Source organism: Acidovorax sp. NPDC077693 (assembly GCF_044542805.1).
Classification (GTDB): domain Bacteria; phylum Pseudomonadota; class Gammaproteobacteria; order Burkholderiales; family Burkholderiaceae_C; genus Acidovorax.
On record NZ_JBITVD010000018.1, the window covers coordinates 104,036 to 116,342 of the forward strand.

Sequence of the window (12,307 nt, forward strand, 5' to 3'; positions counted from 1 at the left end):
CGCTGCGTCACCCGCGCGGATGGTGCTCCGAATGCAGCACCTTGAGCCGCTCCCGCGCTACGTGGGTGTAGATGGTGGTCGTGGAGATATCGGCGTGCCCCAGCAGCAGCTGCACCACACGCAGGTCGGCGCCGTGGTTGAGCAGGTGGGTGGCAAAGGCATGGCGCAGCGTGTGGGGCGACAGCGGCACAGTGATGCCCGCCACAGCCGCCCATTTCTTGACGATGACCCAGAACATCGCCCGCGTCATGCCGCTGCCGCGCTGCGTCACGAAGAGGTCGTCCGTCTGCTGGCCCGAGAGGATGGCGCCGCGCGCCTCCTGCAGGTATTGGTTCAGCCACTGGCGGGCCACCTCGCCAAAGGGCACCAGGCGCTCCTTGCCGCCCTTGCCCATCACGCGCAGCACGCCTTCGGCCAGGCCCAGCTGAAAGGTCTTGAGCGTCACGAGTTCGGTCACGCGCAGGCCGCTGGCGTACATCAGCTCCAGCATGGTGCGGTCGCGCACGCCCAGCGGGTTGCCCAGGTCGGGCGCGTTCAGCAGCGCCTCCACCTGCGCCTGCGACAGGGTCTTGGGCACGCGCAGGGGCTGGCGGGCGGCCGTGAGCCGCACCGTGGGGTCGGCCGTGATGCGGCGCTCGCGCAGCGCCCAGTGGAAGTAGCGGCGCAGCACCGTGAGCCGCCGGTTGGCGGTGGTGGCCCGGGTCTTTGCGTGCCGCGCTGCAAAGTAGCCGTTCAGGTGGCGTTCGGCCGTCTCGTCCAGCGCCACGGCGGGCTGCTGCGCGGCCAGCCACTGCGCGTACAGGGTCAGGTCGCGCCGGTAGGCCGCCAGGGTGTTGCGCGACAGGCCGTCCTCCAGCCACAACGCGTCGATGAATGCATCGATGGCGGAGTCGCCCGCACGACCCTGCCCGATGGCGGCGAGGGCCGTCATGGAGCCCACGCGTACCCCCCGCGCGGCGGGGTGAGGTCACCCAGGACGGGGCAGATGCTGTGGTGGTGCGAACGGTGGTCCGCTGCGAAATCGGGGGTGGTCATGGTCAGGCTCTGGGGCTTGGCCATGATAGCGATGCAGCGGCCGCCTTGGCCAAAGTGCATGCCACTGGCACGCCCTGCCAGGTGCGACGCCGGGCCCAAGTTGTTCAGGGGTGCCGGTTCAGGCGGGCCGCACCCCTGCATTGGGCGGGGGCTGGGCTGTTGCAGGCGTTTCCATCATCTCGCCGCATCGAGGCTGGGCGCGTAGCCGAAGGCCTGCACCGGCTTTTCGGCGGTTTCCACCCAGACGCTTTTGACCTGGGTGTATTCGTGCAGCGCCTCGATGCCGGACGATCGGCCGTACCCGCTCGCGCCATAGCCGCCGAAAGGGGCCGCGACGTTGATGACCTTGTACATGTTGACCCAGAAGGTGCCTGCGTTGACCTTCGACGCAACGCGGTAGGCGCGGCCGATGTCCTGCGTCCAGACGGCTCCGGCCAGCCCGAAGTCGCTGTCGTTGGCGATGGCGATCGCCTCTTCCTCGGTGTCGAACGGGATCGCCACCAGCACCGGCCCGAAGATTTCGGTCTGCGCCACGTCCATCCGGTTGTGCACGTTCTTCAGCACCGTGGGACGCACCCAGTAGCCGCCTTCGGCGGGCTGGCCGTCGCAGCCTTGCGCAACTTCGGCGCCGTCCCGAAGGCCCGAGCGGATCATGTCCAGCACATGCTGGTACTGCCGGGCGTTGTGGATCGGACCGATGTCGGTCGCGGCAGAGGCCGGGTCGCCCATCTGGATCTGCGCGGCGCCGTCGGCCACCATTTTCACGAAGCGTTCGTAGATGCTGCGCTGAACCAGCAAGCGCGAGCCCGCGACGCAGCTTTGGCCCGCGTTGCCAAAGATGGCCGCCTGGGCGCCGATGGCTGCGCGCTCCAGGTGGGCGTCCTCGAACACGATGTTGGCCGATTTGCCGCCCAGCTCCAGCACGCAGGGAATGCCGCGCTGCGCCGCTGCCGCGGCGACCTTGCCACCGGTCGCTGGCGAACCGACGAACACCACCTTCTTCACCGCACGGTTCATCAACGCGTGCTGACCGGTGGTGTGGCCAAAGCCGGCCAGTACCGACAGCACACCCCGGGGAACGCCCGCCTTTTCGATCAGCGATGCAAGGGCCAAAGAACTGAGGGGCGTGAGCTCCGAGGGCTTGAGGATCACCGCATTGCCCATGCAGATGGCAGGCGCCACGTTCCAGCCGCAGGTGAACAGCGGTGCATTCCACGGCGTGATCTGCAGCAGCACGCCGCAGGGCTCGCGGCGGGTAAAGCTCAGGTGGCCGCTGGGCACGGGGATCACGTGGCCATGGACCTTGTCGGCCCAGCCAGCGTAGTACTCGAACATTTCGGCCACGCGCAGTGCCTCGCCGCGGCAGTCGCGGATGGGCTTGCCGGCAGACATGCACTCCAGCTGCGCCAGCGGCTCGATGTGCTCGCGCAGCAGCCGGCCCGCCGCATGCATGGTGCGACCGCGCTGCGCATGGCTCAGCGCAGCCCATGTGCGCTGCCCCTCCAGTGCGGCCTGCGCGGCGGCGGCGGTCACCTGCTCGCCAGCGTCCTGGTAGGACAGGAAGCGCTGGCCCGTGGCGGGGTCGATCAGCGCGATGTCCGCGCCATCACCCGGCAGGATGGCGCCGCCCACATAGGACCCGATCTGCGTGTCGGGGAAGAAGGCGGCAAAGGCAGCCAGCAGTTGCTCGGTGGCGTGGGTGTTCATGCAATGGCTCCTGGGGTGTCAGGCCGCAGCCAGGGCGTTGCGGGTGCCGAGTTCGACGATGCGGTTGAAGTCTTCGGCGTCGCCGATGGAGTCGGCGCTCTGCGCCCACAGCTCGGCCACGCGCCGCGTCAGCGGCAGGTCCAGCCCCACGCCTGCGGTGAGCTCCTGGGCCAGCCGCACGTCCTTGCGCATGAGCTGCATGGTGAAGCCGGAGTCGAACTTGCCGTTCATCACCCACGTCGGAAAGTTGTGCTCGGTCACGAAGCTTCGGCCCGAGCCTGCGTTGACGCCCTGCAGCACCTGCTCTACCGGCACGCCGGCGGCAGCGGCCAGGCGGGTGACCTCGCCCGCGACCAGCAGGTGGGCCGCAGCCAACAGGTTGTTGGCGATCTTGGCGACGTGCCCGGCACCCACCGGGCCGACATGCACGCGCTTGGCGCTCATGGCCTGCAGCACGGGCTGCGCCTGGGCAAAGTCTTCGTCGGAAGCGCCGATCACCATGGTCATGGTGGCGTTGATGGCGCCCCTGGGGCCGCCGCTCACGGGCGCATCGATGATGCGCATCCCCGCCGCCTGCAGCCTGGCTGCCAGGTCGCGCGTGGTGTCGGGGTGGGAGGTCGAGGTGTCCACGACGATCAGCCCGGGCTTGGCATGGTCGATGATGCCGCCCGCACCGGCCACGACCTCCGAGACGATCGCGGCTGTGGGCAGCGACAGGACGACCATTTCGGCCGCTGCCACCACCTCCCCGATGGAATCGACCACGCGGATGCCGTCGGCCGCCAGCTGGGCGCGAACGGCGCTCGCGGCATCGGTGCCCACCACCTCGTAGCCGCCGCGCTGCAGCGACAGGGCCATGCCGCGCCCCATGTTGCCCAGTCCAATGATGCCGATGGTTTTCATGCCGTATCTCCGTGTGAATGGCCTTGCGTGCCGATGGCAGGAATCTTCGCGCCGGCCCTTGAGTTCATCAATGTCAACACCAGTAGAATTTCGTTGACTACAAGGCAACAAAATCCCATGACCACGATGGCTGATCTGGCGGCGGGCTTCATCGACGACCGCCGCGTGCGCTACCTGTACGAGGCGTCGGTCTCCGGTTCGGTCCGGGCTGCGGCCGACAAGATGGACATGAACCCGTCGGTGGTCAGCCGGCAGATCGCGCAGCTGGAGGCCGAGCTGGCGGTCACGCTGATCGAGCGCCTGGGCCGTGGCGTGCGACCCACCGAGGCCGGGCAGATGGTGTGCGACTACTACCGCCAGCATCGGGCGCATCAGGACGACCTGATCGTCAAGCTGCAGGAACTGCGCGGACTTGCGCGCGGCCACATCGACCTGGTGCTGGGGGAAGGCTTCGTCAGCGACCTCATGGACGAGCCGCTGCAGGACTTCTGGCGGCGCCATCCGCGCCTGACGGTCAACCTCAGTCTGGCCGGCACCAACGACGTTCTGCGCCGCGTCAGCGAGGATGCTGCACACATCGGGCTGGTCTACAACCCGCCACCCACGCCAGGCATCCGCTCGCGCGCGGCGGTGCGCCAGCCGATGTGCGCCATCGTGGTGCCGGACCATCCACTGACCCGGCTGCAGCGCCAGCCCCTTTTCAAGCAGCTGGCAGAGCATCCGCTGGCCCTGATGCACGGCTCTTACGGCACGCGCCAGATCGTGGCGCTGGCAGAGCAGATGGAAACGCTGAGGCTGGTGCCAAAGCTCACCACCGATTCGATCTCGGTGGTCAAGCATTTCTGCAAGGCGCAGCTGGGGGTGGGGCTGCTGCCTGCCTTCGCCGTGTCGCAGGAAACGCAGGCCGGCGACCTGGTGGCCATTCCGATCGATCAGGCGGTGCTGGCCAGCGCCGAAGCCCACATCGTCACGCGGCTGGGTCGCAGCCTGCCGGCCGCCGCCAACCAGCTGCTGCTGCAGCTCATTGCCACCATGCGGGCCTTTCGCAAGACCAGGACCTGAGCGCCGGCTGCGCAGCGCCGGGAGGCAGAGCGATCAGGCCCGATCCGTGCCACCGACCGACCTGCGGCAGCGATGCGGTTCAGCCTCCGAAGTACTGGGCGATGACAGCCCCTGCCAGGAAGGCACCTGCTGTGGCGATCAGCGAAGTGACCACGATGCGCCAGCCCAGGGCCCTGAGCACCGGCAGGTCCTTGGCCAGCGAGAGGCCGGCATAGGCCAGCACCGGGGTCACCACGGTCAGCAGGTTGACCTTTTCCACCATTGGATTGACCAGCGGGGCCAGGGGAGACACCGGTACGCTGACCAGCACGCCCATGATGGACACCCAGATGATGGCCGGGATGCGCAAGCGCGGTGCGAGCCGCGACATCACCAGACCCGCCAGCGCACAGGCCACGAGCACCAGCATGCCCGGCAGGGCGAGCACCAGGGACTTGCCGCCGGTGAACTGATTGCCCACCAGCGCGATCGCCGCCGTGCCCACGACCGCGGCCAGCATGCCGCCCCACGGCAGGCGCGCCTGCTGGTGCATCTCGCCCATGGCCTCGCGCATTGCGGCGTCGTGCTCGACGATGATGGCCTTGCGATTCTTGCCGAGGATGGGCTCCAGACGCGCGTACAGCCAGTTGGCCATGGGCAGGGAGAACACGACCAGTATGTAGGTGCCGACGACGGTGGTGATGAGATTGCTCGCGGCGGCCAAGGCGGCGATGGTGTCCTTCTCGGCCGGGTACTGGACCGAGATCGCACCGACGGCCGCCGCCGTCATGCTGCCCGAGCCAATGCCCGCCGCCATGCCCAGAGCCTCGGGGCTGAAGATGCCCGTGTGCGCCACCATGCTCGCGAAGAAGGCCATGAAGGCCGCGCCGATGACCGAGCCCGTCACATACTCGGCCAGGACGCCCCGGCCCTCCGCCGAGTTCATGCCGTAGCGCTCGGCGATCAGCGCGACACCGGGTTCGCGACCCACGGAGAACGTGGCGCCGATGGCCTCGCGCTTGATCCCCAGCAAGAGCGCCACGGGCAGCGCCAGCACGATGGTGCCCAGGAAGTTGCCCGCCTCCTGCAGCAGCAGGACCGGGCCTGCGGCGATCACCTTCTGCAGGTTGATGCCCACCGTGAAACCCAGCTTGGCGATGAACAGCATGATGCCGATCTGCACGAAGTCCGACGCGATGGTCTGCGTGCGGATGTATTCGCGCCCCGACGCATCCGCCCTTTTCATGGCGATGCTGCACAGAACGCAGGCAAGCAGCGCCCACAGGAACGGAAACAGCGTTACCTTCGTGAAGCCGACCGGGAACGTGGCGGTGCCAGCCCATTCCGACGCGATGGTCAGCACACCGGCGATCCCCAGCACCAGGGCAATCTGATGGATTTTCAGGGATCGCACCGGGCTGGCCTCAGGTGCCGTCGCAGGGGAAGAAGGGGAAATGGTGGACATGTGGGCCTCCGGCTTGGGTTGACGACGTCCGGCGCTCTCGTTGTGGCTCGGCCGATCCGTTCGTGCAGGCAAGATTCTTTGAATTGCCCTGGTGTTGCAATGTCACCCTCGGTAGATTTGCGTTGACTACCGAGCAACACCCAATCGCGCCGCACAGGCCATGGCCGACAGGGCCCCGTGCGCCCACAAAAAAGCCGCCCGAAGGCGGCCTGGAAACGGTGGTGCGGAAGCACCGGGCCCGGTTTCACTCCAGCGTCAGCTTCTGCTTGACGACCACTTCCTTGTACACGGCAAACTCGGCCTTGATCTGCTCGGCAAACTGCTCGGGCGTGTTGCCCAGCACGATGGAGCCGGTCTCTTCGATGCGCTTTTTCACGGCCGGATCTTCCAGCGCCTTGCGCACGCCGGCGTTGATCTTGTCCACGATGTCCTTGGGCAGGCCCTTGGGGCCGACGATGCCGTAGTAGGCCATGCGGTTCACAGGCTCCAGGCCCAGTTCCTTGAACGTGGGCACGTTGGGCAGGGCTGCCACGCGCTGGGGGGCCGCCACCACGATGGGCACCAGGCGGTTGTCCTTGATGAACGGCAGGGCCGAGGGCAGGTTGTCGAAGATCATCGGCACCTGGCCGGCCACGGTGTCGTTCAGCGCGGGGCCCGCACCGCGGTAGGGGATGTGCGTGACGAAGGTGTTCGACAGGCTCTTGTACAGCTCCATCTGCAGGTGGCCGATGCCGCCCGTGCCCGACGACGAGTACGAGTACTTGCCGGGAGACTTCTTGAGCTCCGCCACGAAGGCCTTGTAGTCCTTGGCGGGGAAGTTGGGGTTCACCGCGATGATGTTGGGCGTGGCCGCGATGTTGATGACGGGCGTGAAGTCCGTCAGCGGGTTGTACGGCGTCTTGGGGTTGATGGCGGGGTTGGCCGCCGTGGTGGAGACGGTGGCGATGCCCAGCGTGTAGCCGTCCGGTGCCGAGCGGGCGGTTTCAGACGCGCCCACGATGCCGCCGCCACCGGCCTTGTTCTCCACGATCACGCTCTGGCCCAGGGCGCGGCCCAGGGGGTCGGCGATCACGCGCGCAATGATGTCGGTGGTGCCGCCGGGTGCAAACGGCACCTGCAGCTTGATCACCTTGTTGGGGTAGCCCTGGGCGGCGGCCGATCCGGCGGCCGCGGCCAGTACAGTCAGAGCAAGCCATTGACGACGATGCATTCGAGTTCTCCTTCGTGCGGGGGTACAGACAGACAGCGCCGATGGTATGCGCAACGCACGCTGCGGCAGCCTGCGGATTCCACATAAGGGCTAACCCCAGGTCCTGGCCCGGCATCAAGTATTCTCAGGCGGTGAACTACGCCCAGCTCCTGCTCCCCGACTTCTCCCTCATCCTGTGCGGCTACCTCATCTGCCGGTACACCGCGCTGAACCGGTCGGTGTGGCAACCGGTGGAGAGCCTGGTGTACTACCTGCTCTTTCCGGTGCTGCTGTTCCAGTCCATCGTCAAGAGCCCGGTGGACATCGGCGCCGCCTCGGGGCTGATCGCGGCGGGGCTGTTGTCGGGGCTGATCGGCATTGCGCTCGCCTACAGCCTGCCGCACTGGCCCTGGGTCGGCAAGCGCATCGATGTGCGCGACCATGCGGCCAGCGCGCAGGTGGCGTTTCGCTTCAACTCCTTCATTGGCCTGGCGATTGCCGAGCGCCTGGCGGGCACCGAGGGGCTGCTCATGATCGCCGTGCTGATCGGCGTGTGCGTGCCGCTGTTCAACGTGGCCGCCGTGTGGCCCATGGCGCGCAATGGCAAGCACAGCTTTCTGCGCGAACTGGCGCGCAACCCGCTCATCGTGGCCACGCTGTCGGGGCTGGTGGCCAACCTGCTCGGTTTTCAGATTCCCGATTGGGCGGCGCCCACCGTGGGCCGCATCAGCGCGGCGTCGCTGGCGCTGGGGCTCATGGCCGCGGGCGCGGGGCTGGAATTCGGCCTGCTCACCCGGGGCAAGACGCTCAGCGTGGCCGTGCTGTCCATCCGCCATCTGGTGCAACCACTGATCGCCTTCGGCATGGCGCGCCTGTTCGGGCTGAACCCGGTGCAGACCACGATGCTGCTGGCGTTCTCGGCCCTGCCCACGGCCTCCACCTGCTATGTGCTGGCGGCCCGCATGGGCTACAACGGGCCGTATGTGGCCGGCCTGGTGACGATGTCCACCTTGCTCGGCATGGTGAGCCTGCCGTTTGCCCTGGGGTTCCTGCGATGACCGATGCCTGCCTTGCCAGACCTGCCGCACCCGGCACTGCTGCCACCCGCACCCTGGCGCGCCGCCGCGCGCTGATGGCGGGCCTGGCCCTGGTCGCTGCTGCGCCCCTGGCGGCCTGCGGCCGCAAGGCCCCGCGCGGCCAGGTGGTGCCGCCCGATGCCACCGTGCTGGCGCTGGGCGACTCGCTGACCTCCGGCGTGGGCGCATCGGCCGATACGGCCTACCCCGCCGTGCTGCAGCGCCTGACGGGCTGGAAGGTGGTCAACGGCGGCGTGTCGGGCGACACCTCGGCCCAGGCGCTGGAGCGCCTGCCCGCGCTGCTGCAAAAACACCAGCCAGCGCTTGTGATCGTGAGCATCGGCGGCAACGACTTCCTGCGCCGCCAGAGCGCCACCGCCACCCGCACCCACATCCGCAGCATCTGCACGCAGGCCCGCGCCAGCGGCGCCCAGGTGGTGCTGGTGGCCGTGCCCGAACTGACGTTCCTGGCGGCGTCGGCCGGCCTGCTGAGCGACCATGCGATGTACGAAGAGATTGCCAGCGAGCTGAAGATCCCCCTGCACAGCAAGGGCTGGTCCACGGTGCTGGCCGACGCGAGCCTGCGGTCCGACCAGATCCACGCCAACGCGACAGGCTACGAGCGGTTCGCGCAGGGGCTGGTGGAGACGCTCAAAAGCACGGGGCTGCTGATGCGCTGATGCGCCAACTATCATTTTGATAGCTTCTAGCGCACGCCCATCAAGCGGCAGAGGCCATTTTCATTCAAACTCCCGACCCAGCGCCCACGCCACGTGCTCGCGCACCAGGGCGCTTTCATGGTCCGCCCGCGACTGCAGCGCAACCCGCAAGGCGCCATCCCCCGTGGCCCTGAGCGCATTGCCCAGCGCCACCGCCACGTTGCGCAGCCAGCGTTCGTGCCCGATGCGCCGGATGGGCCCGCCCTCGGTCATGCGCAAAAAGGTGGGCTCGTCCCACGCGAACAGGTGCACCAGCTGCTGGCCCGACAGCCCCTGGCGCTCGTCGAAGTCGGGCAGCGTGCTGACCTGCGCGAACTTGTTCCAGGGGCAGATGAGCTGGCAGTCGTCGCAGCCATAGATGCGGTTGCCCAGCAGCGGCCGCAGCTCCAGCGGTATGGCCCCCGCATGCTCGATGGTGAGGTACGAGATGCAGCGCCGCGCATCGATGCGGTGCGGCGCGATGATGGCCTGCGTGGGGCACACGTCGATGCAGGCACTGCAGCTGCCGCAGTGCGCGGTGACAGGCGCGCTCTCGGGCAGCGCCATGTCGACATAGATCTCGCCCAGGAAGAACATCGACCCCGCCTCGCGGTTGAGCACCAGCGTGTGCTTGCCGCGCCAGCCCTGCCCGCTGCGCGCGGCCAGCTCGGCCTCCAGCACCGGGGCCGAGTCGGTGAACACGCGGTGGCCGAACGGGCCGATGGCCTCGGCAATGCGGTCGCTCAGCTTCTGAAGACGTGCGCGCAGCACCTTGTGGTAGTCCCGCCCCCGGGCATAGACAGAGACGATGGCCTCGTGCGGGCGGGTCAGCCGTGCCAGCTCGTGGGCCTGCCAGGCGGGCCCGGCGCCTTGGCTGCCTTCTTCCGCCGAACCCTGGCCCGCCGCCTGCCCGGTATCCCGCGGCAAATAATCCATGCGCGCGGTGATCACGCTCACCGTCCCGGGCACCAGTTCGGACGGGCGCGCGCGTTTGAGGCCGTGCGATGCCATGTAATGCATCTCGCCATGGAACCCCTGCGCCAGCCAGGCTGAAAGCCCGGGCTCTGCAGCGGACAAGTCCACCCCCGCCACGCCGATTTGGGAAAATCCCAGCTCGCGGGCCCACTCCTGCATTTGAGGAACGAGTTGACTGTTGCACCACATACCGGCCAGATTGTAGAAAGCGGCACGCCCGGCGCCGCCGAACCCGCCCGCCATTTCACCTGGCACAGCGAGGACGACACCGCCGCCTTCGCCCGCCGCCTCGCCGCGCAGCCCCAGTTGGCCAACGCGTTTGTCACGCTGCACGGCGACCTGGGCGCCGGCAAGACCACCTTGGTGCGCCATCTGCTGCGTGCCCTGGGCGTGGAGGGCCGCATCAAGAGCCCCACCTACGCCGTGGTGGAGCCGCACGAGGCGCCGGGCCTTGCGCCGCATGCGACCACGGTCTGGCACTTCGACTTCTACCGCTTCGACGACCCGCGCGAGTGGGAAGACGCCGGATTCAGGGACATTTTTGCCAACCCCGGCCTCAAGGTGGCAGAATGGCCGGAAAAGGCTGCAGCGCTGACGCCGCCTGCAGACCTTGCTATACACATTGAAGCAATTGACGATACCGAAAGGACCGTCACGGTGCACGCCCATACGGCCTACGGCCTCCACCTGCTGCAAGGACTCTGAACGAATGACTCTGCCCCCCCGCCCGGCACCGCGCCAGCCATCCCGCCGCACGCTGCTGCAGGCGGGCAGCCTGGTCCTTTTGCTGGGCACGCAGCAGATCGCCCGTGGTGCCACCATCCTCGCAGTGCGGGTGTGGCCCGCCCCTGAATACTCCCGCGTGACCATCGAATCCGACGGCGCGCTGGTGGCCAAGCAGTTCTTCGTGACCACGCCGCCACGCCTGGCCGTGGACATCGAAGGCATCGACCTGAGCCCCGAACTGCGCGAGCTGGTGGCCAAGGTCAAGCCGGACGACCCGAACATCGCCGGCATCCGCGTGGGCCAGAACGCGCCCGGTGTGGTGCGCCTGGTGGTGGACCTGAAGCAGGCCGCCATGCCCCAGGTGTTCACCCTGCCGCCCGTGGCCGCCTACCAGCACCGCCTGGTGTTCGACCTGTACCCGGCCGCCCCGGTGGACCCGCTCGAAGCCCTGATCGCCGAGCGCCTGCGCGAGGTGCCCGCCGCCGGCAAAACGCTGCCTGCGCCCCCCACCGTCACCGCACGCACCGGCCCCCAGCCGCCCGCCGAGACCGACCCCCTGGGCGACCTGATCGCCCAGCGCACCCAGCGCCCCGGTCCGCCCGGAGCGCCACCACCACCTGTGGTGGCCGCAGCGCCGCCTCCGGCCGAGCCTGCGCGCCCCGCGCCCGCCACGCCCAATCGGGCCACTTCGACACAGACCGACCGCATCATCATCGTGGCGCTGGACCCCGGCCACGGCGGAGAAGACCCCGGCGCCATCGGCCCGGCCGGCACGCGCGAGAAGGACGTGGTCCTGCGCGTGGCCCACCTGCTGCGCGACCGCATCAACGCCACCACCGTGGGCGGCAACCCGATGCGCGCGTTTCTCACGCGCGACGGCGACTTCTTCGTGCCGCTGGGCGTGCGCGTGCAAAAGGCCCGGCGCGTGCAGGCCGACCTGTTCGTCTCCATCCATGCCGACGCCTTCACCACCCCGGCCGCACGCGGTGCCAGCGTGTTCGCACTCAGCCAGGGCGGCGCCTCCAGCACCGCCGCGCGCTGGCTGGCCAACAAGGAAAACCAGGCCGACCTGGTGGGCGGCATCAACGTGCAGTCCAAGGACCAGCATGTGCAGCGCGCGCTTCTGGACATGAGCACCACCGCGCAGATCAACGACAGCCTCAAACTCGGCAGCGTGCTGCTGGGCGAGATCGGCGGCATGGCCAAGCTGCACAAGCCGCGCGTGGAGCAGGCGGGCTTTGCCGTGCTCAAGGCGCCCGACATCCCCAGCGTGCTGGTGGAGACCGCCTTCATCAGCAACCCCGAGGAAGAGCAGCGCCTGCGCAGCAGCGCCTACCAGGAGCAGCTGGCCGATGCGCTGATGCGCGGCATCACCCGCTACTTCGCCAAGAACCCGCCATTGGCGCGCAGCCGCTCGGTGTAGGACGGCCACGGCAGGCCGCACAGCGCGGGGCGCGTTGCTTTGCTTTGCTTTGCTTTGCTTCGCTGTGCC

At 68.4% G+C, this 12,307-nt stretch carries 11 protein-coding genes; 5 read left to right on the forward strand and 6 right to left on the reverse strand.

What is annotated here, in order from left to right:
- Nucleotides 1–7: 7 nt before the first annotated feature.
- The 3 genes from xerD to ACIGHN_RS22815 form a co-directional block, all read right to left on the reverse strand.
- Complete coding sequence (xerD, locus tag ACIGHN_RS22805) at nt 8–931, reverse strand: site-specific tyrosine recombinase XerD (protein ID WP_396506262.1); 924 nt, start codon at nt 929–931, stop codon at nt 8–10.
- Between the two features lie 278 nt (nt 932–1,209).
- Entirely contained in the window at nt 1,210–2,742 is a 1,533-nt protein-coding gene (locus tag ACIGHN_RS22810; RefSeq protein ID WP_396506264.1) for an aldehyde dehydrogenase family protein, read from the reverse strand.
- A gap of 18 nt (nt 2,743–2,760) precedes the next feature.
- Nucleotides 2,761–3,756, reverse strand: a complete 996-nt coding sequence (locus tag ACIGHN_RS22815) for an NAD(P)-dependent oxidoreductase (RefSeq protein ID WP_396506266.1) — start codon at nt 3,754–3,756, stop codon at nt 2,761–2,763.
- 6 nt (nt 3,757–3,762) lie between these two features.
- On the opposite strand from ACIGHN_RS22815, the gene ACIGHN_RS22820 reads away from it, so the two are divergent.
- Nucleotides 3,763–4,707 carry a LysR family transcriptional regulator gene (locus ACIGHN_RS22820; protein ID WP_396506267.1) on the forward strand — a complete coding sequence of 315 codons (945 nt, stop codon included), beginning with the start codon at nt 3,763–3,765 and terminating at the stop codon, nt 4,705–4,707.
- A gap of 79 nt (nt 4,708–4,786) precedes the next feature.
- Here ACIGHN_RS22820 and ACIGHN_RS22825 read toward each other — a convergent pair whose 3' ends face one another.
- Nucleotides 4,787–6,151 carry a DUF3100 domain-containing protein gene (locus ACIGHN_RS22825; protein WP_396506269.1) on the reverse strand — a complete coding sequence of 455 codons (1,365 nt, stop codon included), beginning with the start codon at nt 6,149–6,151 and terminating at the stop codon, nt 4,787–4,789.
- 244 nt (nt 6,152–6,395) lie between these two features.
- Complete coding sequence (locus ACIGHN_RS22830; RefSeq protein WP_056173646.1) at nt 6,396–7,361, reverse strand: tripartite tricarboxylate transporter substrate binding protein BugE; 966 nt, start codon at nt 7,359–7,361, stop codon at nt 6,396–6,398.
- 131 nt (nt 7,362–7,492) lie between these two features.
- On the opposite strand from ACIGHN_RS22830, the gene ACIGHN_RS22835 reads away from it, so the two are divergent.
- Together ACIGHN_RS22835 and ACIGHN_RS22840 are read left to right on the forward strand one after the other, a co-directional pair.
- A complete protein-coding gene (locus ACIGHN_RS22835) occupies nt 7,493–8,398 on the forward strand; it encodes an AEC family transporter (protein ID WP_056173642.1) in 906 nt (301 codons plus the stop codon).
- Entirely contained in the window at nt 8,395–9,096 is a 702-nt protein-coding gene (locus ACIGHN_RS22840; RefSeq protein WP_396506271.1) for a GDSL-type esterase/lipase family protein, read from the forward strand. Before ACIGHN_RS22835 ends, ACIGHN_RS22840 begins: the two co-directional genes overlap by 4 nt.
- A 60-nt stretch (nt 9,097–9,156) precedes the next feature.
- On the opposite strand, the gene queG is transcribed toward ACIGHN_RS22840, so the two are convergent.
- Nucleotides 9,157–10,248 (reverse strand): tRNA epoxyqueuosine(34) reductase QueG, encoded by a 1,092-nt coding sequence (gene queG / locus ACIGHN_RS22845; RefSeq protein ID WP_396506272.1) that lies wholly within the window; start codon nt 10,246–10,248, stop codon nt 9,157–9,159.
- Between the two features lie 12 nt (nt 10,249–10,260).
- Between queG and tsaE the strand changes: the two genes are divergently transcribed.
- A complete protein-coding gene (gene tsaE, locus ACIGHN_RS22850; protein WP_056173637.1) occupies nt 10,261–10,794 on the forward strand; it encodes a tRNA (adenosine(37)-N6)-threonylcarbamoyltransferase complex ATPase subunit type 1 TsaE in 534 nt (177 codons plus the stop codon).
- 4 nt (nt 10,795–10,798) lie between these two features.
- Nucleotides 10,799–12,238, forward strand: coding sequence for an N-acetylmuramoyl-L-alanine amidase (locus ACIGHN_RS22855; protein WP_396506275.1), 1,440 nt, complete (start codon nt 10,799–10,801; stop codon nt 12,236–12,238).
- Nucleotides 12,239–12,307 lie beyond the last annotated feature (69 nt).